24 protein-coding genes and 5 pseudogenes are annotated in these 25,934 nt (G+C 61.4%); 3 read left to right on the forward strand and 26 right to left on the reverse strand.

What is annotated here, in order from left to right:
• Positions 1 to 8: 8 nt before the first annotated feature.
• The 7 genes from ACX80E_RS05740 to nrdH form a co-directional block, all read right to left on the reverse strand.
• Positions 9 to 1,205, reverse strand: a complete 1,197-nt coding sequence (locus tag ACX80E_RS05740) for a type II toxin-antitoxin system HipA family toxin (RefSeq protein WP_459300954.1) — start codon at positions 1,203 to 1,205, stop codon at positions 9 to 11.
• Positions 1,202 to 1,402 (reverse strand): helix-turn-helix transcriptional regulator, encoded by a 201-nt coding sequence (locus tag ACX80E_RS05745; protein ID WP_459300955.1) that lies wholly within the window; start codon positions 1,400 to 1,402, stop codon positions 1,202 to 1,204. Before ACX80E_RS05745 ends, ACX80E_RS05740 begins: the two co-directional genes overlap by 4 nt.
• Positions 1,403 to 1,599: 197 nt before the next feature.
• On the reverse strand, positions 1,600 to 1,722 hold the full coding sequence (locus ACX80E_RS05750) for a YciI family protein (protein WP_459301026.1): 123 nt from the start codon (positions 1,720 to 1,722) through the stop codon (positions 1,600 to 1,602).
• Positions 1,723 to 1,837: 115 nt separating this feature from the next.
• Positions 1,838 to 2,815, reverse strand: coding sequence for a class 1b ribonucleoside-diphosphate reductase subunit beta (gene nrdF / locus ACX80E_RS05755; RefSeq protein ID WP_459300956.1), 978 nt, complete (start codon positions 2,813 to 2,815; stop codon positions 1,838 to 1,840).
• Positions 2,816 to 2,926: 111 nt separating this feature from the next.
• On the reverse strand, positions 2,927 to 5,047 hold the full coding sequence (gene nrdE, locus ACX80E_RS05760; protein ID WP_459301027.1) for a class 1b ribonucleoside-diphosphate reductase subunit alpha: 2,121 nt from the start codon (positions 5,045 to 5,047) through the stop codon (positions 2,927 to 2,929).
• A gap of 14 nt (positions 5,048 to 5,061) precedes the next feature.
• On the reverse strand, positions 5,062 to 5,538 hold the full coding sequence (gene nrdI, locus ACX80E_RS05765; protein ID WP_459300957.1) for a class Ib ribonucleoside-diphosphate reductase assembly flavoprotein NrdI: 477 nt from the start codon (positions 5,536 to 5,538) through the stop codon (positions 5,062 to 5,064).
• Between the two features lie 125 nt (positions 5,539 to 5,663).
• Complete coding sequence (gene nrdH / locus ACX80E_RS05770; protein WP_459300958.1) at positions 5,664 to 5,918, reverse strand: glutaredoxin-like protein NrdH; 255 nt, start codon at positions 5,916 to 5,918, stop codon at positions 5,664 to 5,666.
• A gap of 497 nt (positions 5,919 to 6,415) precedes the next feature.
• Between nrdH and ACX80E_RS05775 the strand changes: the two genes are divergently transcribed.
• A complete protein-coding gene (locus tag ACX80E_RS05775) occupies positions 6,416 to 7,363 on the forward strand; it encodes a LysR family transcriptional regulator (protein ID WP_459300959.1) in 948 nt (315 codons plus the stop codon).
• A gap of 61 nt (positions 7,364 to 7,424) precedes the next feature.
• Here ACX80E_RS05775 and ACX80E_RS05780 read toward each other — a convergent pair whose 3' ends face one another.
• Complete coding sequence (locus ACX80E_RS05780; RefSeq protein ID WP_459300960.1) at positions 7,425 to 8,885, reverse strand: aldehyde dehydrogenase family protein; 1,461 nt, start codon at positions 8,883 to 8,885, stop codon at positions 7,425 to 7,427.
• An 893-nt stretch (positions 8,886 to 9,778) separates the two neighbouring features.
• On the opposite strand from ACX80E_RS05780, the pseudogene ACX80E_RS05785 reads away from it, so the two are divergent.
• A pseudogene (locus ACX80E_RS05785) lies at positions 9,779 to 10,244 on the forward strand (Tn3 family transposase); the annotation flags it as partial.
• Between the two features lie 268 nt (positions 10,245 to 10,512).
• On the opposite strand, the gene ACX80E_RS05790 reads toward ACX80E_RS05785, so the two are convergent.
• The 9 genes and pseudogenes from ACX80E_RS05790 to ACX80E_RS05830 form a co-directional block, all read right to left on the reverse strand.
• A complete protein-coding gene (locus ACX80E_RS05790) occupies positions 10,513 to 10,707 on the reverse strand; it encodes a cupredoxin domain-containing protein (RefSeq protein ID WP_459300961.1) in 195 nt (64 codons plus the stop codon).
• Positions 10,704 to 10,961, reverse strand: a complete 258-nt coding sequence (locus ACX80E_RS05795) for a hypothetical protein (RefSeq protein WP_459300962.1) — start codon at positions 10,959 to 10,961, stop codon at positions 10,704 to 10,706. The genes ACX80E_RS05790 and ACX80E_RS05795 overlap by 4 nt, the downstream gene beginning before the upstream one ends.
• A 50-nt stretch (positions 10,962 to 11,011) precedes the next feature.
• Positions 11,012 to 11,653 carry a hypothetical protein gene (locus tag ACX80E_RS05800; RefSeq protein WP_459300963.1) on the reverse strand — a complete coding sequence of 214 codons (642 nt, stop codon included), beginning with the start codon at positions 11,651 to 11,653 and terminating at the stop codon, positions 11,012 to 11,014.
• Positions 11,654 to 11,701: 48 nt separating this feature from the next.
• On the reverse strand, positions 11,702 to 12,400 hold the full coding sequence (locus ACX80E_RS05805) for a sortase domain-containing protein (RefSeq protein ID WP_459300964.1): 699 nt from the start codon (positions 12,398 to 12,400) through the stop codon (positions 11,702 to 11,704).
• Between the two features lie 33 nt (positions 12,401 to 12,433).
• Positions 12,434 to 13,207, reverse strand: a complete 774-nt coding sequence (locus tag ACX80E_RS05810; protein ID WP_459300965.1) for a hypothetical protein — start codon at positions 13,205 to 13,207, stop codon at positions 12,434 to 12,436.
• A gap of 166 nt (positions 13,208 to 13,373) precedes the next feature.
• Positions 13,374 to 13,844 carry a hypothetical protein gene (locus ACX80E_RS05815; protein ID WP_459300966.1) on the reverse strand — a complete coding sequence of 157 codons (471 nt, stop codon included), beginning with the start codon at positions 13,842 to 13,844 and terminating at the stop codon, positions 13,374 to 13,376.
• An 8-nt stretch (positions 13,845 to 13,852) separates the two neighbouring features.
• Positions 13,853 to 14,248: a cupredoxin domain-containing protein gene (locus ACX80E_RS05820; RefSeq protein ID WP_459300967.1), complete on the reverse strand. Its 396-nt coding sequence runs from the start codon at positions 14,246 to 14,248 to the stop codon at positions 13,853 to 13,855.
• A 176-nt stretch (positions 14,249 to 14,424) separates the two neighbouring features.
• Positions 14,425 to 14,646, reverse strand: a pseudogene (locus ACX80E_RS05825) (transposase); the annotation flags it as partial.
• Positions 14,647 to 14,688: 42 nt separating this feature from the next.
• A pseudogene (locus ACX80E_RS05830) lies at positions 14,689 to 15,237 on the reverse strand (Tn3 family transposase); the annotation flags it as partial.
• A 113-nt stretch (positions 15,238 to 15,350) separates the two neighbouring features.
• Between ACX80E_RS05830 and ACX80E_RS05835 the strand changes: the two are divergent.
• Positions 15,351 to 15,572: pseudogene (locus tag ACX80E_RS05835) on the forward strand (Tn3 family transposase); the annotation flags it as partial.
• A gap of 118 nt (positions 15,573 to 15,690) precedes the next feature.
• On the opposite strand, the gene ACX80E_RS05840 reads toward ACX80E_RS05835, so the two are convergent.
• The 9 genes and pseudogenes from ACX80E_RS05840 to ACX80E_RS05880 form a co-directional block, all read right to left on the reverse strand.
• Complete coding sequence (locus ACX80E_RS05840) at positions 15,691 to 16,626, reverse strand: ferritin-like domain-containing protein (RefSeq protein WP_459300968.1); 936 nt, start codon at positions 16,624 to 16,626, stop codon at positions 15,691 to 15,693.
• A gap of 623 nt (positions 16,627 to 17,249) precedes the next feature.
• Positions 17,250 to 17,672, reverse strand: a pseudogene (locus tag ACX80E_RS05845) (recombinase family protein); the annotation flags it as partial.
• Positions 17,673 to 18,127: 455 nt separating this feature from the next.
• A complete protein-coding gene (metE, locus tag ACX80E_RS05850; RefSeq protein ID WP_459300969.1) occupies positions 18,128 to 20,443 on the reverse strand; it encodes a 5-methyltetrahydropteroyltriglutamate--homocysteine S-methyltransferase in 2,316 nt (771 codons plus the stop codon).
• A gap of 61 nt (positions 20,444 to 20,504) precedes the next feature.
• The gene (locus ACX80E_RS05855) at positions 20,505 to 21,491 is read right to left on the reverse strand and encodes a methylenetetrahydrofolate reductase (RefSeq protein ID WP_459300970.1); all 987 of its coding nucleotides are present in this window, start codon (positions 21,489 to 21,491) and stop codon (positions 20,505 to 20,507) included.
• A 393-nt stretch (positions 21,492 to 21,884) separates the two neighbouring features.
• Entirely contained in the window at positions 21,885 to 22,628 is a 744-nt protein-coding gene (locus ACX80E_RS05860; protein ID WP_459300971.1) for a hypothetical protein, read from the reverse strand.
• A complete protein-coding gene (locus ACX80E_RS05865) occupies positions 22,625 to 23,617 on the reverse strand; it encodes a VWA domain-containing protein (protein WP_459300972.1) in 993 nt (330 codons plus the stop codon). The genes ACX80E_RS05860 and ACX80E_RS05865 overlap by 4 nt, the downstream gene beginning before the upstream one ends.
• Positions 23,614 to 24,597, reverse strand: a complete 984-nt coding sequence (locus tag ACX80E_RS05870; protein WP_459300973.1) for a VWA domain-containing protein — start codon at positions 24,595 to 24,597, stop codon at positions 23,614 to 23,616. The genes ACX80E_RS05865 and ACX80E_RS05870 overlap by 4 nt, the downstream gene beginning before the upstream one ends.
• Complete coding sequence (locus ACX80E_RS05875) at positions 24,588 to 25,058, reverse strand: hypothetical protein (RefSeq protein ID WP_459300974.1); 471 nt, start codon at positions 25,056 to 25,058, stop codon at positions 24,588 to 24,590. Before ACX80E_RS05875 ends, ACX80E_RS05870 begins: the two co-directional genes overlap by 10 nt.
• Complete coding sequence (locus ACX80E_RS05880) at positions 25,048 to 25,929, reverse strand: DUF58 domain-containing protein (protein WP_459300975.1); 882 nt, start codon at positions 25,927 to 25,929, stop codon at positions 25,048 to 25,050. The genes ACX80E_RS05875 and ACX80E_RS05880 overlap by 11 nt, the downstream gene beginning before the upstream one ends.
• Positions 25,930 to 25,934 lie beyond the last annotated feature (5 nt).

The following is a 25,934-nucleotide window of genomic DNA, read 5'->3' on the forward strand; positions in this document are numbered from 1 at the left end:
GCGGCGGTCTAGTCCGTGAATTCCACACGTCTGAATCGCAGTTCCCGTTGCGCGCCCCGGAGCGGGGAACCGCTGAACGGCAGACTGTCCAGTGGGATGGAATTGGCAGCGTCCAAGGCCAGCTTGTTGGCCGCCGCGGCGGCCTTCTGCGGCAGCCCAAGCGACTGCGCAAATTCTGCCCAATGCCTCGCCTTGAGGTTCTTGTACTTGCCGGCTACGGACAGTGCCATGGTGTTGTCGCCATAGAGGAGTGTGCAGGGAACATCGTAGATGGGGGCCATGGCGAAAGCGCCCGCGGAATTACCCAGAATCGACAGGTTCTTGGCATGGAGGTCTCCGTTGCCGGTCAGCCACGCGAAGACAAACTGCAGATACGTATTGCGTTTGGCCACAACCGGGGCCTGGCACTGCCGGGCCAACGCCACGGCAACATCCTCGGCAGTGACACTGTACTTTGAGGCAGGCGGCAGCCCGAGGACCTGTGTCCCGTCTTCCAGGGGCAGCCGCACCCAGCTCTCCCCCACGCCCCTGACACGATCGAAGCGTTCCACGAGCAAGCCGTCAAGACCGTTCCTGTCTCTGATGACCTTGTTCCGTGCCACCTGAACTTTTAGGCCTTTGGCCCCGGCGAGGTGGGCAGCTTCATTGACCACGAGATGGGGATTCTCCGCCGGATCCAGCTTCAGCAGGTAGCGCATTCCACGCATCGCTAGAGGGGTGGTCAGCATGGACGCACTGGCCTTGTCCTGGACACCCGGCAAGCCGTGAAGATCAACGGAATTCGCGAGAGCCGCGAAGTCAAGGTCTTCAGGATGCGAGGTGTCGGCCAGCGTCTGGGGTTCGGTGGGCGCAGCACCTGCCGGAACTACTTGGACGTCCCCAGGTACATCAGCTCCAACGGCCAGCAGGAGTGAGAGCTCGTCATCGAAACTTGTCTTGGCCGCGTTCTTCAAGACGGTCAGCCGGTGACCCTCAGGTAGAAGGCCGGCAAAGAACGGCGGCAATGCCCCATTTTGGGTCTCAACTGCTACTGCTGACAGGGGCAGGGAGAACGCAACAGGTGCCCTGGTGCTGGCAAGGTAGCTGTCCCGGTAGGTGAACCGCACGCCTCCTTGTGCGGTACGCCGCAGGTGGCCGGCCAACGTTCCGGCCTTGTAGACATCAGCTTCGCGGATGAGCTTGAGGTGCTGGAGATCCTGTGTCATCGGGTGACCGTCAGGCGAAGCCCCAGGACGTTGGCCGCCGCCACCACAGCCCGCAGGGACGGGTTGCCGGTTCCCGTCTCGATGGCCCGGATGGTGCGCTCCGAGGTTTCGGCGAGGTTGGCCAGGTCTTCCTGGGTCAGCCCCGCTTCCTTCCGGGCGGCACGAATGCGGGCAGCTACGGCCGAAATACTATCCACAACATCCCTCCAAGCGGCAAGATAATGCCGAGTTTGGCATCTGTTTATGCCATTCTGCATCATCCATTCATTTTCGGCAATATTTTGCCGAAAATGGCACTTGTGGCACCAGTTAGCACCCTAAAGTCATCAAGCGGCAATATGCTGCCGGATGGCGGAGGGTCCAGCACACAGCGGGGAAGCGTCAGCCAGGCCGATCAGGAGGGTTCGTCTTGGAAAGCCCGAACCTCCACCCTCCCCGCGCACGCGCTGGACGCTTCCTTGGCCCAGTCCAGGGCGGCCTCAAGGTCGCTGGCCTCGATGACCCAGAACCCGCCCAGATATTCCGCGGCAGTGTGAACGGCCCGTCAGTCACCACCGACAGGCCCCACCCGGGACAAAAAATGCGCGCAGCCCGACCGAATCGGCCAGGCTGCGCGCGTCAAGTCGAAAGGGTTAGAAGTCCCAGTCGTCGTCTTCGGTGTTGACGGCCTTGCCGATGACGTAAGAGGAGCCTGAGCCGGAGAAAAAGTCGTGGTTCTCATCGGCGTTCGGTGAGAGCGCGGACAAGATGGCCGGGTTCACGTCCGTCACGGCGGCCGGGAACATGGCCTCGTAGCCCAGGTTCATGAGCGCCTTGTTGGCGTTGTAGTGCAGGAACTTCTTGACGTCCTCGGCCAGGCCAACGGAGTCGTAGAGGTCGTGCGTGTACTGAACCTCGTTCTCGTACAGCTCAAACATGAGCTCGAAGGTGTATTCCTTCAGCTCTGCCTTGCGCTCTTCGGAGAGACCCTCAAGACCCTTCTGGTACTTGTAGCCAATGTAGTATCCGTGCACAGCCTCATCACGGATGATCAGCCGGATCAGGTCTGCGGTGTTTGTCAGCTTCGCCCGTGACGACCAGTACATGGGCAGGTAGAAGCCGGAGTAGAACAAGAAGGATTCCAGCAGCGTGGAGGCGATCTTGCGCTTGAGCGGATCGTCGCCGTAGTAGTAGGACTCAATAATCTGAGCCTTCTTTTGCAGGTTCACGTTCTCCACCGACCAGCGGAAAGCCTCGTCGATTTCCTTCGTGGAGCACAGGGTGGAGAAGATCGAGGAGTAGCTCTTGGCGTGCACCGATTCCATGAACGCAATGTTCGTGTAGACGGCTTCCTCGTGCGGGGTGATGGCGTCAGGGATCAGCGAAACGGCGCCAACCGTGCCCTGCAGGGTGTCCAGCAAGGTCAGGCCGGTGAACACGCGCATGGTGAGCAGCTGCTCGTCAGGTGTCAGGGTGGCCCACGACTGGATGTCGTTGGACAGCGGCACTTTTTCCGGCAGCCAGAAGTTGTTGACCAGGCGGTTCCAGACGTCTACGTCCTTCTCGTCCTCAATCCGATTCCAGTTGATGGCCTTTACGTGGCTCGCCAACTTCAGCTTCTCCGGTGTCATGACTGCTTCTCTCCTTGTATAAATCTTGGCGGCCGCGCGGGCCAAATCAATCTTAAGCCAAAGGTACGACGGCGGGACGCACCCGCCGTCGTACGCTTCAGTTATGCCGTGCTACAGCATGCAAGAAACACAATTTTCTACCTCGGTCCCTTCCAGCGCGAGCTGGCGGAGACGGATGTAGTAGATGGTCTTGATGCCCTTCTTCCAGGCGTAAATCTGGGCCTTGTTGATGTCACGCGTGGTGGCTGTGTCCTTGAAGAACAACGTCAGGGACAGGCCCTGGTCCACGTGCTGCGTGGCGGCAGCATAGGTGTCGATGACCTTTTCAAAACCAAGTTCGTACGCATCCTGGTAGAACTCCAGGTTGTCGTTGCTCAGGTACGGGGCCGGGTAGTACACGCGACCCAGCTTGCCTTCCTTGCGGATCTCAATCTTCGAGGCCACCGGGTGGATCGAGGACGTTGAGTTGTTGATGTAGCTGATGGAGCCTGTGGGCGGGACGGCCTGCAGGTTCTGGTTGTAGATGCCGTGCTCCATGACCGAAGCCTTCAGCTCACGCCAGTCATCCTGGGTGGGGATGTGGATGCCGTCAAACATTTCAGCAACCTTGGCGGTCTGCGGAACCCATTCGCCGTCGGTGTACTTGTCAAAGAACTCGCCGCTGGCGTACTTGGACTTCTCGAAGCCGGCAAAGGTGGAACCAGTCTCCATGGCGATCAGGTTGGACGCCCGGATGCAGTGGTACACCACCGTATAGAAGTAAATGTTGGTGAAGTCCAGGCCCTCGTCGGACCCGTAGTGGACCCGCTCGCGAGCCAGGTAACCGTGCAAGTTCATCTGGCCCAGGCCGATGGCGTGCGACTGGTCGTTGCCCTTGGCAATGGACGGCACGCTGGTGATGTTGGACATGTCCGAGACGGCCGTCAAGGTGCGGATGGAGGTCTCAATGGTGCTGCCGAAGTCCGGTGAGTCCATGGCCTTGGCAATGTTCAGTGAGCCAAGGTTGCAGGAGATGTCCTTACCGGTTTCGGCGTAGGACAGGTCATCGTTGTACGTGGTGGGCGCGGAAACCTGAAGGATCTCGGAGCACAGGTTGCTCATGATGATCTTGCCGTCGATCGGGTTGGCGCGGTTCACCGTGTCTTCAAACATGATGTACGGGTAGCCGGACTCGAACTGGATCTCGGCGAGAGTCTGGAAGAACTCGCGTGCCTTGATCTTCGTTTTCTTGATACGGGCGTCGTCAACCATCTCGTAGTACTTCTCGGTGACCGAGATGTCCGAGAACGGCACGCCGTAGACCTTTTCGACGTCGTACGGGGAGAACAGGTACATGTCCTCGTCGCGCTTGGCCAGCTCAAAGGTGATGTCCGGAACCACAACACCCAGCGAAAGGGTCTTGATGCGCACCTTCTCATCAGCGTTCTCACGCTTGGTGTCCAGGAAGCGGTTGATGTCCGGGTGGTGGGCGTGCAGGTACACGGCCCCGGCACCCTGGCGGGCACCGAGCTGGTTGGCGTAGGAGAAACTGTCTTCAAGAAGCTTCATCACGGGGATGACACCGGAAGACTGGTTCTCGATCTGCTTGATCGGCGCACCCACTTCGCGGATGTTGGTCAGCGCGAACGCCACACCGCCGCCACGCTTGGACAACTGCAAGGCGGAGTTGATGGAGCGACCAATGGACTCCATGTTGTCTTCGATGCGCAGCAGGAAACAGGAGACCAGCTCGCCACGCTGACGCTTGCCGGCATTCAGGAACGTGGGGGTGGCCGGCTGGAAGCGGCCGCCAATGATTTCATCAACCATCTTCATGGCCAAGGCCTCATCGCCGCGGGCCAGGTGCAGGGCCACCATGCAGACACGGTCCTCGTAGCGCTCCAGGAACCGGTTTCCGTCGAACGTCTTCAGCGTGTAGGAAGTGTAGAACTTGAACGCACCCAAGAAGGTCTCAAAGCGGAACTTCTTCTTGTACGCGTGCTGGTACAGCTCGCGGATGAAGTTCATCGTGTACTGATCAAGCGTCTCGCGCTCGTAGTACTCGTTCTTGACCAAGTAGTCCAGCTTTTCTTCCAAGTCATGGAAGAACACGGTGTTGTTGTTCACATGCTGCAAGAAATACTGACGGGCGGCGGCGCGGTCGGCGTCGAACTGAATCTCGCCGTCGGCATTGTAGAGGTTCAGCATGGCATTGAGCTCGTGATAGCCCATACCTTCCCATGCTGCGGGCATGCTCTTGGCGGCCTTCACTGCTGTTCCTGGCTCTGCGGCAATCGTGTCCAAAATTCTTCCAATCCTTCGCGAACGCGGTCCACGTCTTCCGACGTGCCCATCAGTTCAAAACGGTATAAATGCGGTACTTTGCACTTGGTGGCGATGATATCGCCGGCCAGGCAAAAAGCTTCCCCAAAATTTGTGTTCCCGGCGCCAATGACCCCGCGAATCAGATCGCGATTCTCCTCCACGTTGAGGAATTTGATGACCTGTTTGGGTACTGCCCCGTGTCCTTCATCGCCCCCATAGGTGGGAAGGACTAAAACATAGGGTTCTTGAGCTAAAAGTGTGTCTTCGTGGGTGTACACCGGCAACCGCGCCGCATCCATCCGAAGCTTCGAAACGAAACGGTGCGTGTTGTCAGACGTTGATGAGAAGTAAATCAACCGGCTACTGGTTGTTCGAGACGTTATCTGACCAACAGCGGGTTCTGCTGCTACGGCTGACATGACAATCGCTTTCCAACTACTTACTTGCGGCTGCGGGGCCAACCCTTTACTGATTGACCCCGCCGGTGCACGCTGGTGCACCTAAATTTTGGTGTTAGCGCGTGGCTGCTGCGCCACGCAGCTCACTACGCGACGCTGGTGGTCGCATCCTGTGTGGCGGCAGCCAGTTCGGCAATCTTGTCCGGGCGGAATCCCGACCAGTGGTCAACATCTGTGATCACAACGGGAGCCTGCTGGTATCCCAGGCTCAGTACATGCTCCAGGGCCTCCGGATCGGTGGAGATATCCACGCTCTGGTAGGTGATGCCCTTCTTGTCCAAGGCGCGGTATGTGGCGTTGCACTGAACGCAAGCAGGTTTGGTGTAAACCGTGACGGTCATGATCGAGTTCCCCTTGTCTATAACTTCTAATGGCTGCCGCATGCGGCACACTCGCTGTCGGTGGGAACCACGGTTCACGCCACGGTCTCGCCAGCTATTCGAGCTGTTCAAGCGGGTTCCCGAGGGACCGCTTGAATTCTGTATTAGATACTACATGTTGTGCAGAGCCCCGTCGCTGACCCCTACATGATGTATTACAAGTATGTCATTTTATGCACCGGTAGTCCACAGGCTTGGCGCTTTAAAAGCCCTAAAATTCAAGGTTTAATTCGAGCTGTCCACAGGGTGTGGACTACTTAGTCACAATAATCTGCGCGGCGTGTCTGCTGTTCGGGCGTGTCGGCCCTAGTGGTCAGCGCAGCTGCCACCGGCGGCGCTGACCGCCAGGAACGGCGTCGTATTTTTCCTCACCTGGCACCGCTGCCTTGCACTCCGCGGGCAGGTGCCGCCGCTTATGCTTGCTTAGAACGAGCCTAGCAACGAGAAAGAGGGCACACGTGATCAACCCCGTGCATTTGCAGACGCTACTGGAGGTAGTCCGTCGCGGGTCATTTGCGGCCGCCGCCACTCAACTGGGGTACACGGCGTCGGCCGTTTCACAGCAAATGTCAACGCTGGAACGGGACAGCGGTGTCACATTGTTTCAGCGTTCGGCCCGCAGCGTGCTGCCCACTGACGCAGCGCGGGTCATGTCCCGGCATGCGGCGAAGGTGCTCACTGACATCGATGCGTTGCTGGCGGCCAGTTCCCGCACCGAGGAAGGCACCAGCCAGGAACTGCGGCTGGGCATCTTCCCGTCCCTGGCCACCTACGCCCTGCCCCGGCTGTTGCGCAGTCCGGAGTGGCCGGCGCTGGGCATCAACCTTCACGTGTCGGTGGGTGAGCCGCAACAGACCATTGGCGGGTTGCGGAGCGGCGGTGAATTGGATGTTGCCCTGGTGTACCAGGTGGGCCAGTCCGGTCTGGCGTGGCCGCACACCATCAACAGATCATGGATTGGCGATGACAACTTTCGGGTGGTGCTGCCGAAGGCGTGGGGCATCCGGGCCGGTTCGGTCATGGAGGCATCGCACCTCTCCGACATGCCCTGGATCATGCACCACCCGGGTACCAGTGATGCTGCCGTGATTGAAAGGCTTTTTGCCAGCTGCAATCTCCACCCGCGGGTGGCGGCCTACAGCGACGACTTCAACGCCAGCTTGCAACTGGCCAGCGTGGGCCTGGGCGCAGCCTTGGTCCCGGAGCTAGCCCTGCAAAACAAGCCCGAGAATGTGGTGGTGCTGGACGTGCCGGAAATCCGGCTGGCCCGGAACATTTTTGCCCTGCTCATCAATGACAAGCGGACCGCTCGCATTGAAGTGTTCGTAGACAAGCTGGCGGGCATCATGGCTGAACTGAACCGCACCAGCCACCTGGGCGAAACTGCCCACCCGCTACGAAAATAGCGTTCGATCAGCGTGGATCAGGGCAGCCTCGCGTCCGAGCCCGGCACTGCGCATAGCCCCTTTAGCCTTTCCTGAACTTCTTGGCCGGTGCCACGAATCGCTTGATGACCTGCTTCTTGATGGCCCCAAACGGCGGGTAGATCAAGCCCAGCGTGTCAGGGGACAGGGGCTTGTCCAAAACTGCCTTGTGGTGCGAGAACGTGTCAATGGAATACTGTCCGTGGTAGCGGCCCATGCCACTTTCTCCCACTCCACCGAACGGCAACCCGGGTATGCCCAGATGCGCCGCAGGCACGCCAAAGTTCAACGCCCCCGACGACGTTTGCAATCTGAATGCCTCCCGCACCCCTGCGTCTTCGCTGAAGACATATAGCGCCAGTGGCTTGTCGCGCTGGTTGATGAACTCAATGGCAGCCTGCGCCGACTCCACGCCCACCAGCGGTAGAACCGGGCCAAAGATTTCATCGTCCATCAGTGCCGATTCGGCATCCACATGAACCACTGTGGGCGCAATGTATCGTGTTGCAGCATCCGTTGACCCTCCGGTCACAAGCGCCGAACCGCTCTGCTCCTGCAGGTCCGTGGCGAGCAGGCCCGCAACGCGGGAGAAGGCTGCGTCGTTGATCATGCGACCGAAGGCCAGACTGTGGGCTGGCTCCGCACCGTAGAGTTCCTCGATGGCCTCTGGCAATTCCTTGGCAAGCTTGGCCAGTGCGGAGTCCGTGCCCAGCACATAGTCGGGGGCCACGCAGGTTTGGCCTGTGTTCATGAACTTGCCCCAGACGATCCTGCGCGCTGCTGTAATCATCTCTACGGTGTCGTCAATGTAGACAGGCGACTTCCCGCCCAGCTCAAGGGTCACGGGGGTGAGGTTTTTGGCGGCCGCGCTCATGACAATCCGCCCCACTCGGCCGTTGCCCGTGTAGAAAATGTGGTCGAAGCGCTGTTCAAGCAGCTCGGTGGTTTCCGGCACACCGCCCCCCACTATCGTCACGGCGCCAGCAAGGTACTCCGGAACCCAGCGGGCAAGCACTGCCGAACTGGCCGGTGCCATCTCACTGGGTTTCGCTACCACAGTGTTCCCGGCTGCGAGCGCACCGATGATAGGTGCCAGAAGAAGTTGAATGGGATAGTTCCACGGTGCAATAACCAAGACAACGCCCAATGGTTCCAGCACGATGGTTGCCTTGGCTGGTTGAAACTTTAGCGGCACTGACGCCTTGCGGGGTTTCAACCAGGATTGAAGGTGCTTGACTGTGTGGGCTATCTCTGCGGTGAGAAAGCCTAGCTCCGACAGCCAGGCTTCGGCCGGATGTTTGCCAAGATCGACTGCGAGCGCTGCCGTGAAGTCATCCTTGTGGTCTATCAGCATCTGGTTCATGGCCGTGAGGCGTGCCAGGCGCCAGTCGAGCGGTTTGGTCACGCCCGTGTTGAAGAATTGGCGGGCCGCCTCAACGGTTGCTTCGATGGTGTTCGGTGCCCCGTTGGTTTGTGCCAGGGTGTCCAGGTTCTGTGCGCTCATGGCCCCAATCTACTCCCCCAGTGTGGTTCTCGATTCCAGCATGCTTACTGGCGAGGGATTGGTCGAGAAGGAGTCCCTCCCCCATGGGTGAGGGTCTCCCCTGGTGATGCGTTGTTAGGCGTTCGCTCGCATCTAAATTCGTTCGACGGCGAGTATCACCTGTTCGCTCACTCCGCCACGCGCGTATGGGCCTGCCCCGCGGTGTGGCCGTAGGCAGTCCCAAAGGATCCACCGCCAGATGCGGCGGTTTGTGCCCGATATTCCGACAGAAGCCAATTCGAACATATATTCGAAGTTGGTAGAAAGTGGCGGAATTTCGCCCACCAAAACACGGCACTCGTGTCGAACCATAAATCGTTGGAAGGTTGCTCGCGCCGGTGGCCGCAGAGGCCGCGCATATTCACATGACCCGACTGGCAGACATGACAGCGCGCAGCAGGGAGGCTTGCGTGGTTGACTGTGCTTGTTCGTATGCGGCCACCTCGGAACCAGATGGTAGGAAGGCAAGAGACAGTAATCAAGTACATGACCTTAGGGGGTCGCTGCAGAAAACTGACTTTATTGTGTCGTAAGGATGGGGAGTTCGGTGGTTCTGCGGCACGTTGGGGTCCGTTTTCCGCGCCAGGGCTACCGTTGAGGTGTTTGAGTATTCGTTGGGCTTGAGGGCGGGCTCGCCGGTGGGTGAGACATACCGGTAGAGGGTTTGCCGGAAGATGCCGAGTTCTTTGGCGAGTTTCCCGAGGTGAGTCTCGGGTTGGCCCACGGCTGACATCGCGAGGCGGATCTTCGCTGGCGTCATCGTGAAGGGTCGCCCTCCCTTGTGCCCCCGGGCCCGGGCTGAAGCCAGACCGGCTTTGGTGCGTTCGGAAATGAGTTCGCGTTCGAACTCGAACTCGTTGATGCTGCGCAAACTCGGCGCCTACCCACGCCAAAACGGTCTCGCGAAAGCATTGCGTGAATACGGCCGTCTCGAGCGGACCCTTTTCATTCTGGACTGGGCGCAAAACCCGGGCCTGCGCCGACGCGTCACCGCCGGGTCAAACACGGGAGAGGCCCGCAACGCCCTGGCTCGAGCCGTGTTCTTCAACCGCCTCGGTGAAATCCGAGACCGTGCCTTTGAGCAGCAAAACTATCGGGCCTCCGGGCTGACGCTGCTCACTGCGGCCATCGTGTACTGGAACACCATTTACCTCAACCACGCAACCAGCTCGTTGACCGGACCCGAGAGCCCAGATCCTGAGCTGCTACGCCACCTCTCGCCCCTAGGCTGGGGAACACCACAACCTCACCGAGAACTACACCTGGGGCAACACCACAAAACCCGGGAAACTCAGGACCCTACGCAGCCGAGCCAGCTGACAATAATGATTCCCACCGAGTCGCGGCAGATCCTTACGACACAATAAAGTCCGTTTTCTGCAGTGTCCCATTAGGCATGCCAGAGACCCGCCCATGTGCCTGTCCCCACATCGTCGAGTGCCGTGTGGAAGGCAACTGGGCCAGCGAAACCTCGATCGGGGAAGACGCACGCTGACACTTCGGGACGCACGTGCCGGTAACGAAGAAACGAATATCTCCGTGCCAGACCCCACTTTGTTCCCGGTTTACTGCATCCTTCTGCCGGGAGTTATTTCACGGTGAGGGTGCCTTTCATGTTGCCGTGGAAGTTGCAGTGGTAAGGGTAGGCCCCGGGTTCGGTGGGGGCGGTGAAGGTGGCGGTACCAACCTGGATGTTGGCGTCGAACGCGTTGGCAGTGTCAGCGGTGATGGTGTGCGCTTCGATGTCTTCGTTGGTGACGGTGATCTCGGCTCCCGGGCTCACGGTTTCCGTTCCCTGGTATTTGAAGCCCTGATCAGTATTTTCTCCGGGGCCGCCGCGAGTGTTGTGCCCTGGCCGGAGGTTGAGGGCGCGGTGTCTGTGGTGACGGCAGGAGGTGACGGGAATTGTACCGCTGGTGTGGGCGAGGCTGTTGTGTCGGCCCCGGAGGTGACGGGATTTCCGCAGCCGGACAGGGCCAGCACTGCTATTGCTGCCGCCAGTCCGATCCTGCTACCGGTTCTGGTATTTGCTTTCATGGGTGAACCTTTCATGGGCACCGCAAATGGGTGTCGGGTTGCGCATGGGGTCAGGGGTGTTCGATCCAGCAAGCGAGGATGGTGGAGGAGAGCTGGTATGCAAGGGCGTTCCTGGTGATGTTCTCCGGTCCCAGGGTGGCGGGCAGGTCGGTGGCGTCCACGTGCAGGACGAAGGCGTCTTTTTGGAACACCGCTGATCCGTCGGCGGTTTCGTAGGCCGGGAAGCCGAGGTTCGCGAGGCCTTCGATGGGTGTGGCGTCTTTGGTCTGGGCCTGCATCGCGTTAAAGTAGGTCAGGGCGGACGCCTTGTCGACGGCCTCATGGACTGAGATTGTCAGTGCGCCCTCGTTCAAGTGGTAGGTGCAGGTGAAGGTATTGTTGGCCCAGTCGTTGATGGTGTGAGGGTCCTCCTTCAGGTTCAGGATGGACGTGAGCCTGTCCATCGGCTGGTCCCCGCAGACCATCAGGGCAGCATCGCTGGGCCCGTCCTTGGTGGCACCGGGCGAGGACGTTCCCCCGCCGTGATGCCCGCCGCCCTGGCTGTCAGTGTGCCCCGCTTTGGGTGACGCTGCGGACGGGGCCGTCGCCGAAACCGCTGACGGAGCAGAAACAGACCCGGTAGCTGCGGCGCATCCGGAGAGCAGCACCGATGCTACGGCCAGGGCGGCCAGGGCCTGGTTTCGATTCTTCATGTCTTATCCATCCGTGCCCGTTCCTGCTTCTGCAGGCGAGGGCCGTTGTCAGGTTTTGAGTTTGGCGTAGATGACGTAGTTGTCGTCGAAGAGGCCCGTGGCGGGGTCGTAGCCGTCGCAGGTAACGAGCCGGAGTTCAGCGTATTTTGTGTTCCCGTAGACCTCAAGGGTGGGGAATTCGTTCTTGCTGTAGAGGGCTCCGCGGTCAACGATAAACACGGCGATGCTGCCGTCGGTTCTGGACACGTCGATTTCGTCGCCGTTTTTGAGCTTCTCGAGGTCCGCGAACACCCCGGTGTTCCCGCCGAGGGCGTTGACGTGACCGAGCATCACGGAGGGTCCCCGTTCACCGGGTGTGGGGGAGCCGTTGTACCAGCTGGCGGGTGCACCGTCACCGGTGTCTTCCGGCACTTCTAGGGAGCCGTTCTCCCGCAGTCCTAGGTGGAGAAGGTCCGTCCGAACCCCGATTGAGGCAATGGTCAAGGTGACGGGAGCCGACGCGCTCATCACCGGCGAAAGCTGCTGGGCGGGCGGGGACGCCACGGCGGCAACGGTCGGCGGGGTGGCTGTAGCCGGCGTCGGAGCCGCGGACATGCCGGGTGATACCGGAGATGAGGCGGAAGCGGAAGTTGGGGAGCTGTCGTCGGGCGTTCCGTTGTTTCCTGCGCCGCAGCCGGCCACGGTGAGCAGGAGCAGAATCCCGGCCACCGCAGAGGCCAGGGGGCCTCTGCGGTGGCCGGGTTTCATGAGTATCACAGTGATGGTCCAGTCAGCCCTGGCTTAGGCTGCTGATTCGCCGCTGCGGCGGCGGCGGATAACGTAAGCTCCGCCAGCGAGGGCGATCAAAGCCAAACCGCCGCCGATAGCGAGGGCTCCGGTGTCGGTGCCAGATTCGGCGGTGACGCCCGTGTCAGCGCCGCCTGCCGGCATCTTCATCTGGCCGGCCTGCAAGGTCCCGCACAAGGCGGGGGAAGTGGCCGCGAGCGGAAGGGACGGTGCAAGGTCGCTCTTGGCGGCCTTGCCTGCCGCGCTGAGCGTGGCGGGGTCAAGGCCGTGGACGACGACCACGGCGGTGCCCGCTTTCAGGGCCGCCTGGGTTTCGGCGTTCAGTTCGAAGGTACGGTCAACGGTGTAGGCGGCGCCCTGGCCGCCAACCTTGAGGTCAAGGCCTGCTGCGGGGCTGGTGTCGCCACTGGTGGACAGGGTGGTGACGATGGGGCCGTAGAACGGGTCACCTTCAGTGGTGGAGATGACCTGGTCGCCGTCCTTGTCGGCCGAAGGATCCGGGCAGGTGCCTTGCTTGCCGCCGTGGATGTGCTGGACGTGCGGGTACGGGGCATCCATGAACGTCGCCGGCATACCAGAAACTTTCAGAACAACGTGGGCCTGGTTGCCCGTGACATCAACTGTGATGGTGCCGGCGCCTGCGCTGCCGTTGAGCTGGCCCAAGGTCGACTGGTAGGACTGATCCGCTGCCATCGCGGGGGAACCGGAAAGGGCCAAAGCGGCCAAAGCGAAGGTGGAAACAGCCAGAAAGCGAAGTGTCTTTTTCATTGAAAAATCTCCTCATACACGTTCGTGTGATGTTGGCGCCCCGGGGATGGGATCCCGGTACTTCGAGACGCTACCAGAAAAGAATAGGCAAGAACGTGAATTGCGCCACATTTTTCAGGTAGGACCAGCCAGGCGCGGGCGTTCAGGCGGCCGTGATCTGTCTAGTTCAAGTAGCCGAGGCGCCGCGGCCACCCCGAGAAGCCGTCCATGATCCCGACTGGTTCTTGCGCAGCAGGGCGTAACCGGCCACCGCCAGGGCCCCGGCGACCGCTTCGGCGACCGCCGATATAACCTTGGCCGCGTACCAAACCGGCTCATACATTGAGGGCAGCGGCCCAATAGGCGGGACCTGGACATACCGGTACAGGATGACCGCGACCAGGGACGACAACGCAACCAGGGCGGCGAGGGCGAAAGCGGTGCGCGAGCCCGTGACTAGTACGAACACCGAGGCCAGGACCGCGGCTCCGGCCTGGATCAGAAACAAGGTGCCTTGCCCGAGTCCGCCCGGGGCTCCCTGCTGGTAGCCCGGGGCGAGCTGGACATGGATCACGGCACTGACCACCAGGCCAGCAGCGACACCGACACGCAGCACCCACAGAAACCGTAGATGCGATCCTAGTCCCGGCCGACTCATTTCTCGGTTCATTTCACGACCAGCGTCCCGTTCATCTGCGGATGGAAGCTGCAAATAATTTTGTACTCACCCGGGGTATCCGGGGCCTGGAAGGTCACCGTTGCCCCGCCCGGGACCTCAATGTCGAACCCGCCCTTGTCCTTGACAGTCAGCGTGTGCGGGGCGCTGTCAGCGTTCGTTACCGTCACCATCGCCGTCGGCTTAACCGACTCCGGAACCTCATAGGCGAAGTCCAGAATCGTGATATCCGCCTCACCAGCCTGCGCCGATCCTTCAACTGACGGGGCAGCGGAGCTGGTCGCGGGCGGCGGGGCGAAAGAGTCCCCTTCCTGAGCTGCGCAGCCGGTGATGGCCGCCAACGATACGATTCCAGCTAGGGTCAGAATACGGTTGATCGTTCTCATGACAATCCCCTTCAAAAGGCATGTTGCCCCCCACCCGCCAGATGGCGCGCCCATCAGGAAACAACCCCCTCACGCGTTATTCGTAACACCTGCGCTCAAGAACTGCCCGACCGGGACTGGCGGAATAACCAACCTAATTGGCTCCATGATCCCCGAAGGAAGTCGCCTGGTCAAGACTAAATATGTGACATAACACAGTTGACGCGTGATCCGGGGTTTGTTTGGGCGCTGAGCACCATGTCGGTGATCGTTTCAGCCTCCTTCGTGGCTGGGGTGCCGACGGTCTGGGATTGTTGGATGAGGGAGTTCCTGTCGGGGAAGATCCCGTCCACGTCCGTCCGCCTTCTGAGCTCGCGATTGAAGCGTTCTTGGGGGTGACTGAACCAGAACTTGCGCCAAGGCCTTTCTTCGGGTGGCTAGAAAACGGAAAAAATCGTACGCTAAGGCCGATTGGAGGGGCACAGGCGCCTGAATTTTCCTGTGCCTGGTTTGGCGTTGTTGCGCCAGGTGTAGTCGCCGGTGAGGTTGAGATGTTCCCAGCCCAGTGGTGAGAGATATTGAAGGAGCGCGTCATCGAATTCCGGATCGTCGCTGCCAACTGCGTTTGTGGCTCGTTCTAGCTAGACGGTGTTCCAGAGCACGATGGCGGCCGTGAGGAGATTGAGCCAGGAGGCGCGGTAGCGTTGTTGCACGAATCCGCGGTCCCGGATTTCACCGAGCCGGTTGAAGAAAACAGCCCTGGCGAGAGCGTTGCGTGCTTCTCCCTTGTTCAGCCCGGCATTGACCCACCGGGGTAGTTCGACGCTTTGGAGCCAGTCCAGGATGAACAGGGTACGTTCGATCCGTCTCAGTTCGCGCAGGGCCACGGCCAGGCCGTTTTGGCGTGGGTAGCTGCCAAGCTAGCGCAGCATCAGTGAGGCGGTCACAGTGCCTTGTTTGATGGAAATGGACCACCGCAGAATCTCGTCCCAATGGGCCCGGATCGCCTTCCGCCTACGGACGGGGTCCAGATAACTTCCAGCGACAAGCTGAGGTCCAGTGGATATCTGACTCCATACGTCGTTAGCGTACGATTTTTTCAGTTTTCTGCGGCGGCCCCATCGTGCCCGAAGCAGCCAAAGACTTGATCAACCAGGTCTCGGGCATGCTCCCACGGATCCCGTTCACGACCCTTCTTCTCGAAGTCGATTCCAAAACAGGTTTCACAAACGATTTCCCACACCTGAAGACCGGGGCGCAGGCGAAAGACAAAACACCGCTCTTGACCGCGATCCTGGCAGACGGTATCAACCTGGGTCTGACGAAAATGTCCAAAGCATGCAGCACTGCAACGTCCATGCGAAGTTAGGTGCTGCAGCTTAGGCTCAGCTGCCCCGTAACAATATGCTGATGTCCGTTTGGTTGATGCCTGCGACTGGCCATCGCCTTGAGCTGAATGCGCTTTAGTACCCGCCGCTTGTGTTCAAGCTTCCGTTCACCCCCTGAGGGAAGAACCCGCCGGATTTGACCGATTCCGCGGTCAAATAGGCGATGTTCAAAACCTGCGCGGGGGTTCGGCTGAAGGCTAGTGCGTTGGCGTCGGCGGGCACGAGGTTGGCTACATTGCCGGTTCCGATGCCCTGATCAAGGTCGCTTGTGCCATCGAGGCTGTCGCGGGCGTCCGAGATTGCTTGGGCGGGCGCCTGAAGGCCCAGGGCGTACATGGTGGTCCTGATAATGCCCGCGTGGTACGCCTCCACAGCAAGGATGCCGGCAGCCGCCTCGAGATAGGTCTTGTTGTCAATGAACGGGGCGGCACCCTTGTAGGCAGTGACGCCGACGTCTTCAAAAATAAACGCCCCGAGCAAGAAACTAGTCTCGTCTTCGAACGGGCTGAAGGTCTGGCCAGCGGTGATGAGTCCGGCAGCGCGAGCGGCGGCGGTAAAACTTGCATCAAGGTCGATCGGCGGACGGGCCACAGCGGCTTTGCCCAGGGCGCTGCGCAGGAACCGGACATGAGCCTCTTCATCCGCTGCGATCTCCACGGCGTACTTCTGGATCAGGCTGCCGGGGGTGAACGGGACCTTCCTGCCGCCGGTTACTCCGCCTTTCTTTCCTCTGCCGTCTGTGAGGCTGTCGGCAAGGCCGACTCCAGTCACTGCACGTAGGTAAAACTCGGCCTCGAGGTATTCCAGGTTCAGCGCGAAGTTCAGGATTGCCGAATCACTGGGTCCATCCTCATCATCCACATACGGATGGGCGGCTGCAGGCATAGCAGACAGCAGGGCCCCGCTGCCAACGATGCCTGCCGCTGCGGCGGCGCTTAACAGCCTTCGGCGGTCAAGGCTGTTTTCCGCGCTCCGGGCCATTGCCGTGGTGATGAACTTCCGTTCGAACATTTTGATCTCCTGCCATTCAGATGGAATGGCGGGGGCAGGACTTTCTCCTCTAGCGCTCCCCAGCACCGCGGAACCCTCGCCACGGCCGAACCGACCGCGATAACTGTCAGAGTACCTGCAGGACTACGGCAAAGACAAGCAGTCGCGTTGACTCTCTTTTAGTGCTCGCGAAATGGGGTGCGTGCCTCATTTAGGAATGCTCGCGAAGAGTCTGTCCACCGTGGCGGGCAGCACGGTGAGCTGGGGTGATGAAACAGGGGATATCGATGGGGACCCGGCAAGAGCTCGTCAACGGCTTTGCGGCCGAGTACGCGAACGGCACCAAGGACCAGAAAGGCGTGATGCTCGACTACCTTTGTGCTGCGCCCGGTTGGTCCCGGGCCAATGCCTGTCGGCGCCTGGCCGCGGAGTTGCCCAAGGCCGCATGCGGTGCCCCGAGGCCCATGCCGCGGCGCAGGCCACACAAGTACGGGCCGGCGGCCATCATGCTCCTTGAGCGGATCTGGACGCTCCGCGGGAGGCATGCGGAAAATACCTGGGGCTTGGGGAGGATCGGTACGAAAATTCAGGCTAACGCCTTATCGGTGTTGATTCCATGCGTGGATGGTGAAATTTTTGTGGGTCTAGCCGGTGGCCTCGCCGGCGCGTTTAATGGCGCGGTAGACGGTTGAACGGGCCACTGAGAAGAGTTCGGCACGTTCCGCCGTTGTGTGTGTTCCCGCGTGGTGGACGGAGACCAAGTGTGTCTCTTGTTTCTTGGAGAGTTTCGGTTGCTTCCCTCGCAGGCGGCCCTTGGCTGTGGCAACCTTCATTCCCCCGCGGGTGCGCAATCGGATCAGGCCGGCTTCAAACTCGGCGACCATGGCCAGGACGTTGAAAAGGAGCCAGCCTGCTGGATCGGTGGGGTTGTGGACGGATCCGCCGATGCTGAGATTAACGCCGCGGCGGGTGACTTCATCGACGATGTCTTTCGCATCGCGCAGTGACCTGGCCAAGCGGTCAAGTTTGGTCACGACCAGGGTGTCCCCGTCCCGGCAGGCGGCTAAGCCTGTATCCACCGACCTGAAAACCGGATCGGTGGATACAGGCTTAGCGTACGATTTTTTCCGTTTTCTGTGGCGACCCCTTAAGGGACGGGATCACGGCAGCCGTCGGTTTCTGCACCGCGGTTGGCTTTCAGATAGCATCTGGGGTTCACTACCGAATTGACGATGATCAGGGACTTCAGCCGGGTTATGCTCCCACCTGGATTGTGGTGGGCACTAACGTGGGACTGCTGATCTTCGCTCTTGGTGCACTTGCGATGCTGAGAGTGGGCATCACAGCATCGTTCCAGCGCCGCCGCCGCACGAAACCCTAGCGCCGAGCACTTCACCCCTGCACATGCTGTCCTGTTGCCCTCAGCCCGTCCTTATATGCAGAAGGCGTCCCCTGCCAACCGTGAGGGAGACAAGGAACGCCTTCTGGCGTAAAGCGGCTGGACCTCGGGAGGGCGTGGGGACTAGACCAGCTGGGCGCGAACTTCCTTCGTGGCGTTGACCAGGTTGCGCAGGGACTCTTCAGTCTCGGCGTAACCGCGGGTCTTCAGGCCACAGTCCGGGTTGACCCAGAGCTGGCGGGCAGGAACGTGCATGACGGCAGTACCCAACAGTTCGGAGACCTCGGCCTGGCCGGGGACGCGAGGGCTGTGGATGTCGTACACGCCCGGGCCTACGCCGCGGCCGAAGCCGTGGGCTTCCAGATCGTTGACAACATCCATGCGGGAGCGGGCTGCCTCGATGGAGGTCACGTCTGCGTCCAGACCGTCAATGGCGTCGATGATGACACCAAATTCGGAGTAGCACAGGTGGGTGTGGATTTGGGTGCCGTCAACGGCGCCAGCCGTGGAGAGGCGGAAGGAGTTCACTGACCAGTCCAGGTACGCGGCCTGGTCGGCGCGACGCAGCGGCAACAGCTCACGCAGGGCGGGCTCATCGACCTGGATGATCCGGATGCCGGCGGCTTCCAGGTCCGCGATCTCATCGCGCAGGGCCAGGCCCACCTGGTTGGCTGTGTCGCCCAGGGGCTGGTCGTCGCGTACAAAGCTCCAGGCCAGGATCGTGACAGGACCCGTGAGCATGCCCTTCATGGGCTTGCTGGTCAGTGACTGTGCGTATTCGGCCCACTCAACGGTGATGGCCTTCTCGCGGGTCACATCACCCCAGAGGATGGACGGGCGGGTGCAGCGGCTGCCGTAGGACTGGACCCAGCCGTGGACTGTGACGTCGAAGCCTGCCAAGTTCTCGGCAAAGTACTGGACCATGTCGTTGCGCTCGGGCTCGCCGTGCACCAGAACATCAAAGCCGAGTTCTTCTTGCAGGTCCACCACGCGCTTGATCTCTTCCTTCATCAGCGTGGTGTACTCGTCCCGGGTGATGGCGCCCTTGTTGGCGCGGGCACGGGCCGAGCGGATCTCACTGGTCTGCGGGAAGGAGCCAATGGTGGTGGTGGGCAGCGGCGGCAAGGCCAGCGCTGCTTCCTGGGCGGCAACACGTACAGGGTATTCGGAGCGGGTGAAGTCGGCCGGGGTCAGCGCGGCCAGGCGGTCGCGAACCTCGGGACGCTTGACGCCGGGAGCAACGGCGCGGGCGGCGATGATGGCGGAGGCCTCTGCGATGGCCGCAGCTGACGACGCCGGGTCCACCAGATGGGCGGCCAGCGTCACCACTTCGGTGACCTTCTGGTCGGCGAACGCCAACCAGCTGCGCAGTTCCGCGGAGAGCTGGGTTTCCTCCGTGACGTCATGCGGGACGTGCTGGGTGGAGGTGGAGGTGGAGACTGTGACGCTCAACCCGGCAGCCTTGAGGGCATCGAGCCTGGCAGCTGACTCGGCCAGATCGTTGCGCCAGATGTTGTGACCGTCAACCACACCGGCAACAACAGTCTTGCCGGCCAGCAGTACCAGTTCTCCAGCGGAAGGCACGGCGCCCTTGAACGCGTCAATGTGCAGCGCCTCGATGGGGGTTGCAGCCAGGGTGGGCAGCAATTCGGCAAGGGCGCCGAACGGGGTGGACACCAAGATGGCGGGGCGTCCGGCAGCAGCACCGAGGAATTCGTAGCTGCGGGCAACGGCGGCCTGGATGACGGCAACCGAAACGTCCTGATCGGCAACCAGTGCCGGCTCATCGAGCTGAACCCAGCTGGCGCCGGCAGCACCCAGGCGGGTCAGCAGTTCGGCGTAGACCGGGAGCACATCTTCCAAACGTGAGAGGGGTGAGAAGCCGGCCGGTGCGTCGTCGCTGGCCTTGCTCAGGAGCAAGAAGGTCACCGGGCCCACCAGGTAGGGGCGGGTTTCAAAACCGTTGGCCAGCGCATATTCGAACTGCTCAACAATGCGGTTGGAGGTCAGCGAGAAGGCTGTCTCCGGGCCAATTTCCGGCACCAGGTAGTGGTAGTTGGTGTCGAACCACTTGGTCATTTCCAGGGGCTGCTGCTCAACCGTGCCGCGGGCCAAGGTGAAGTAGGCGTTGATGTCCAGCTGGCCGTCGGCGTTGCGCAGATCGCCGAAGCGGGCCGGTACGGCACCGATGTGGGTTGCGGCGTCGAGCACCTGGTCGTAGTAGGAGAAGGTACCGGGGATGGCTGCTGCCTCGGTCAGGCCCAATTCGGTCAGGCGGCGGGCTGCGCCCAGCTGGATGTCCTTGGCGGCGGCATCGAGCTCAACGGCGTCAATCTTGCCGGCCCAGAATGCTTCAATGGCCTTCTTCAATTCACGACGACGGCCGATGCGCGGGTAGCCCAACAGGGAGGCGGCGGGGAAAACGGGGGTGTTCGACATGGGAACTTCCTTAGATATGTTGAAACGAAGATTATTCACAAGGGTGGTGTCAGGGGCGTGTTCAGGCCCTGACAAGGCGTGCTGGGCTGGCAACGGGGCTGGGGACGCCCCTCAGTCTTAGCGCCGGGCGGCCGGGGCGAAGCAGTTGCAGCTTGTCCAACACCTCCAAGGCGGCTGCGTGCTCGTTGAACGTGTAGAGGTGGATGCCGGGGGCGCCAGCATCCAGCGCGGCACGGGCCAAGTCGACAGTTGCGGCGACGCCAATGCGGCGGCTTTCGGCGGCGCCGTCGGCCCTGCCCAAGGCATCGAGCAACGTGGTCGACGGCGCAACGCCCGTCATGTCCCCCAGTCGCTGAACACGGCGCAAACTGGTCAGCGGCATCACGCCGGGAATGAGGGGAATACTCACTCCCGCCCGGCGGGCCCGGCTGACCAGGTCCTTGTACTGGTCGGCATGGAAGAACACCTGGGTGATGGCAAAGTCGGCACCGGAGCGCTGCTTCGCCAAAAGCACCTCGACGTCATGCTCAATGGAGGGCGATTCCGGATGCTGTGCCGGGTAGGCCGCCACGCCAATGGCCACCTTGCCGGCGCACAGCAGTGCCGACCGGCGCTGCTCCACACGGCGGATCAGTTCAATCAAGTCCTGGGCATAGGTCAGCGAACCGGCCCGTGGCTGGGTCGGGGCATCCTTGGGCAGGTCGCCACGCAGTGCCAGAATGCCGCGCACCCCGTGGTCCAGGAGCTCGGAGATGATCTCGGCCAGCTCATCTGCCGTGTTGCCCACGCAGGTCAGGTGCGCCAGCGGTCGCAGCGACGTTTCCGTCAACAGGCGGTTAAGTAGCTCCACGGCCGTGTTCCGGTTACTGCCGTTGGCGCCATAGGTGACTGCGACGTAGTCCGGGTTGGTGCACTCCAGCTCGCGAATGGTGTCCCAGAGCGATGCTGAGGCCGCTTCGTTGCGGGGCGGAAATAGTTCATAGGAAAGGGCAATCGGCGCACTCTGTGTCGACGGCGCCGATGCCTGTATAAGGCTCGGAGGAGACATTTGCTTGGTCCTTCAGGATGTGTCGAGCGTCACTACCTCGGCGTCTAGAATACCGAAAGGCAGCAACAGTCACGTTTTCGTAAAAGGTGGGGCGAACCCGGCCCTGCACACTGCGAATGCTGCAGCTGTCAGGGGTGCCGGGATCCGCCAGCAAATGTCAGGCCCACATGGGGGCACCCACACCCTCGATTCAACCAAGGGTCGCTGACACACGTTGAGGAACTAACGTTTGTCCAATAATAGGCACTATTTTTTGACAGCACCAAGTTGAGATCGAATTACGACGCAACTTTACGGAATGTTTCGCTAAATTTGTTCGGCCAACCACCCCAAACTGGCCGCCTCACCGAATTAATGACCCATCCGAGGGTCTGCCGTGCGCAGCTCGTGCAACTACCAGGGCTTGGCGTACTGCTCCGGTTCGGTATTGGAGAGTTCGTCGTCGAGTTGTTTGCTCTTGCTGCGTTCCTGCTGCGCTTGTTGGCCGTTCTTTTTCAACTGCTCCAGCTTGCTCGGCGGCGGCTCCTGCGCAGGGGCCTCACCGCCGTCCTGCGGCTGCTGTGGCGCATCGCCCTTGCCGGCGGCATCCTTCTCCGCCAGCCGCTTTTGCGCCTCCGTGAGGGCCTCACCCTCGCCGTCTTGATTGTTTTCGCTCTCGGGTGCAAAACAATCCGGCGGCGCCTGGGCGATCACCTCACGCCCTTGCGCGTACAAGGCCTTGGCCGACGCCGGGTCCCCGGCCTGTTCCTTCGACTCACCGAGTTTTTCCAGGCTGAGCACAAGGTTCACGCGCACCTTGCAGGACTCGTTGGCCGGTACTAGTTCCAGCGCTGCAACAAACTGTTCCCGAGCCTTGAGGAAGTCACCGCGTAAAACAAAACCGTCGCCTTGGGCGAAGTGCGCCTTGTACCGTTCCACCATGTTCAGGACCCCCATGGCTTGGCCTGCCTTGAGCGTGCCGTCGGCTTGACCGCCGGCATAGGAGTTCTCCGCCTGAGCGGCGGAGATGGGCAGTGACAGCAGTTTGAGGGCCACCACCACAGTCACTAGCGCCACAGGTGCCGACGCCAACAACAGTTTCCGCCGCCGGCGCAGCCTCTCGGGCGCTGGCGTGGCTTGGACAGAGTCGATGCTCATGGCATTTCCTTTCGGGGACGCTGCAACTGGCGGTAGGCGCTACTGAGCAGCGCCACCTCCCACACCACAACCCCGAAGGCCGCCAGCGCAAACAGCCAATAGACTTCCCACCGGCCCGCCCGTTCACCCAGCGTCGTCGACTGCACGGCCGCCTTGGGCGCCGAGTCGGTCAAGGCGGCGGCAATGTTCGCAGGAGCGGCCCGGTGAACATAGGGGATCTGCAATTGCTGGGCAATGCCGTTGAGCGCTTTCTCATCAAGCCGTGAAATGGCCGGCTTGTAGCCGGCTGACTTGTCCATGATGTAGGGTCCTGGCTTGTTCAGGCTGAAGGTGTATTCGCGCATCTGCCCGCCAGCGGCGGTGCCATAACCCAGCACGGCTCCCCCGTCGATCAAGTCCGTGCCCTGCGAGAACGGTTCGGGGGCCTTGCTGGCCGTTTGCTCGCCGTCGCCGAAGTAAAACACCAGCCGCGGCCTGGTGGGGTGTGCTTTCTGTGACGCGGCCAAGCGTTCACCCAACAAGGGGGCCGCCCCGCTGATGCTACTGCCCTGGGAGGAGTAGCTGGATTTGGGCGTGAGCACCTGCGTCAGCGTGTTTAGGGCCGTGGCGTCTGTTGTCAGTGGCAGCACCACTGTGGCGTTGCTGTCAAAGGTGATCACCGAAAACCGTGCACCGGCAAGTTCTGTGGCCAGTGCGTTGATGTCAGCCTTCATGCCCTCCAACCGGGGATCCTTGCCGTTGTAGTCTTCGGCCGAAGAGCTGGGTGTCACATCCACCACAAAGAACACATTGAGATCGGTCGTTGCCACCGGTGCCGACGCCCCCGCCAGGCCCGGACGCGCGCCGGCCAGGACTACCAGCACCACCAGCAGTGCGTAGCGCCAACGCGCAGCACTGCGGCTCTTCAGGAGCAAATATGCCGAGGCTGCCAGCAGCAGCACGGCCAGGGGCCAAAAGACCCAGGGCGTGACAAGGGGCAAGAAGGTCATCGGCGCAGCCTCCAGCCGGCAGCACCAAAGACCAGCAAGGCCAGGAGGGCAACACCCATGGCCAGGCCGGGGTGGTCCACGATCAACCGGTGCGGGGCACCCTTGAGAAGTGAGGCCTCGGTGGCTTGCACCTTGTTCACAATGGATTCAACGGCTGCCTGCGATTCCAGCGGATAGTAGGCACCGCCTGTGGCACGCGCCGTGTCCTGCAACCCCTTGGCGGCGGAGGCGAAGGCCGGTATTGAGCCGTAGTCATTGGGATTCAGTGCATAGATACGGGTGTTGGCGCTCTTGGCCAAGGTGGTGGACTGGGCCAGGGTGAAGATGGGCTTGCCGGAAAGCATATTGTCGGTGGCAAAAATGATGGACCGGGACCTTTTCGTGTCTGTTGTTGCCGGGAAGCCGTTGACGCAGCTGGCCAAACCGTCGCCAATGAGCGAGGAACCGGCGGCCTCATAGGTGCCGGCCAGGTACCCGAAACTGGTGGCATCGGCACTCAGCGCCTTCTTGGCCAGCTTGAGCTCTTCGGCCACAAAATCGTAGTCATCCGTGAGCGGGAACGCCATGACGGCGCTGGAATCAAAAATTGTCAGCCCGATGCGCTCGCCCTTGAACTTGCCCACCAGGTCTGCAAAGACGCTCACAATGGCCTCGTCGGTGTCCAGCATGGAGCCGGACACGTCCAGGCACAGCATGATGTCCCTGTTGCGCTGTTCCGGGATGCTGGTGCTTTCACTGACGGGCCGCGCGGCTGCCACAATCAACGACACCGCCAGAACGGCCAGCGCCGCCAGGGCAGTCACCAGCCACCTTCTGTGCCGCGCCACAGCCTTCTTGTAGGCCGGTAGCGCCGTCAGCCTGTCGGCATGGGCCACCGGCACCAAGTCTTGGCTTGGCCTGGGTCGGCGCCACAGCACCACGACAACTGTTGCCAGCACGGCCAGGCCCAGGGGAACCAGCCACCAGTATTTCAGCGCCACGAGCCCACCACGTTTCGTGCCGTTTGGACGGAGCCGGCCACGGTGAGATGGTGGCTGTGCTCGGCGAACTCGCCCGGGTAAAACAGCTCCACGGCGTCCGCCACGAGCGGTAGTTGGTGCCCGCGTAGTTGGGCCAGTGTCATGCGCTGGGCCTTCAGCCCCGTCATTTCATGGACGAAGGTGCGCACGGCCATGCTCAGCTCAAGGTGGGCAGCACGGGCACTGAGCGTCCCGGCGTCGTACCTTTGTTCAATCGCAGCGATCAGGGCCCAATACTTTCCCCTGACTGACTCCGGGTTTCTGGGCGCCACAAAATCGGGCACGTCCGCCTCGGCGCTGGCCCGGGTGGAGATCCACAGCCAGGCAAACCAGCCAAGGCACAGGATCAACAGTGCAACACCGGCCAACGGCCACCACACCGAGTAGCCCACGGGGGCGTAGAACGTTGCGTCAGTGGGCACGGCGGTGGCTTTCCAGCAGGGCAAAGATCTTTGTCATAACCTCGGAGGTGGAGCCGATGTTTGTGGCGGCAATGCCATTGGATGTCAGCACATCAGCGAGGGCCTGGGCGCGCGCGGCCGTCGCGTGCAGGTAGCTGTTGGCCAGCCCCGGATCCTGGGCCAGCAGCATCAGCACGGTTTCCAGCCCGGCCACGTCAATTCCTGCACCGTGCACGGCGCCTGGTCCTGCGAGCGCCGCGTCGGCCAGCTGCACCCACAAGATCTCATGCTGGGCGCGCAGACGGCGGAGCACCCTGCTCAGGCGCTCATCGGCCTCTACCTCATCGGCCATGACCACCAGGAGCATGCGTTGCTTGTAGTGCGAGGCGACGTACTCCAGCCTGGCGCAGAGCTCACTGGGACCATTGCCCAGTGCCGCCGCGTCCACCTGGCGCAGGACCTGCTCAAGATGGCTCTCGGTCCCTCTGGCCGGCAACGTCAGCGAGGATGCGCCGTCGCCGTACACCAAAGCCACCGAATCCCCGTGGCGAAGGGCCAGGGAACCAATAACACCCATGACCATCACGGCAACGTCCTTCTTGATCTCACCGCCAAGGGCGACGGCGGCCATGTTCCGCCCCGTATCGGCAACAAAGAGCAGCTGCTGGCGGCGGGTGGCAACATAGCGCTTGATCAGGGGTGTCCCCACCCGGGCCGTGGCCTTCCAGTCAATGTCGCGCACCTCATCCCCCGGGACGTAGTCACGAAGGTCATCAAAGTCCAGGCTGCGGCCCCGGAAGACGGAGGCGTATTCGCCGTCGAGCATCCCCCGGGCCCGGCGGTGGGCAAAGATGTACGTCTTTGATTTGACCGCCGTCAATAAGGTACCCACGTATC

Source organism: Arthrobacter sp. TMN-49 (assembly GCF_054511095.1).

Coding starts and splice junctions, on each gene's coding strand:
- ACX80E_RS05740 (WP_459300954.1), bottom strand. CDS start 1,205: ATGACACAGGATCTCCAGCACCTCAAGCTCATCCGCGAAGCTGATGTC.
- nrdF (WP_459300956.1), bottom strand. CDS start 2,815: ATGACACCGGAGAAGCTGAAGTTGGCGAGCCACGTAAAGGCCATCAAC.
- nrdE (WP_459301027.1), bottom strand. CDS start 5,047: ATGCCCGCAGCATGGGAAGGTATGGGCTATCACGAGCTCAATGCCATG.
- nrdI (WP_459300957.1), bottom strand. CDS start 5,538: ATGTCAGCCGTAGCAGCAGAACCCGCTGTTGGTCAGATAACGTCTCGA.
- nrdH (WP_459300958.1), bottom strand. CDS start 5,918: ATGACCGTCACGGTTTACACCAAACCTGCTTGCGTTCAGTGCAACGCC.
- ACX80E_RS05780 (WP_459300960.1), bottom strand. CDS start 8,885: ATGAGCGCACAGAACCTGGACACCCTGGCACAAACCAACGGGGCACCG.
- ACX80E_RS05795 (WP_459300962.1), bottom strand. CDS start 10,961: ATGAAAGCAAATACCAGAACCGGTAGCAGGATCGGACTGGCGGCAGCA.
- ACX80E_RS05800 (WP_459300963.1), bottom strand. CDS start 11,653: ATGAAGAATCGAAACCAGGCCCTGGCCGCCCTGGCCGTAGCATCGGTG.
- ACX80E_RS05805 (WP_459300964.1), bottom strand. CDS start 12,400: ATGAAACCCGGCCACCGCAGAGGCCCCCTGGCCTCTGCGGTGGCCGGG.
- ACX80E_RS05810 (WP_459300965.1), bottom strand. CDS start 13,207: ATGAAAAAGACACTTCGCTTTCTGGCTGTTTCCACCTTCGCTTTGGCC.
- ACX80E_RS05815 (WP_459300966.1), bottom strand. CDS start 13,844: ATGAGTCGGCCGGGACTAGGATCGCATCTACGGTTTCTGTGGGTGCTG.
- ACX80E_RS05820 (WP_459300967.1), bottom strand. CDS start 14,248: ATGAGAACGATCAACCGTATTCTGACCCTAGCTGGAATCGTATCGTTG.
- ACX80E_RS05840 (WP_459300968.1), bottom strand. CDS start 16,626: ATGTTCGAACGGAAGTTCATCACCACGGCAATGGCCCGGAGCGCGGAA.
- metE (WP_459300969.1), bottom strand. CDS start 20,443: ATGTCGAACACCCCCGTTTTCCCCGCCGCCTCCCTGTTGGGCTACCCG.
- ACX80E_RS05855 (WP_459300970.1), bottom strand. CDS start 21,491: ATGTCTCCTCCGAGCCTTATACAGGCATCGGCGCCGTCGACACAGAGT.
- ACX80E_RS05860 (WP_459300971.1), bottom strand. CDS start 22,628: ATGAGCATCGACTCTGTCCAAGCCACGCCAGCGCCCGAGAGGCTGCGC.
- ACX80E_RS05865 (WP_459300972.1), bottom strand. CDS start 23,617: ATGACCTTCTTGCCCCTTGTCACGCCCTGGGTCTTTTGGCCCCTGGCC.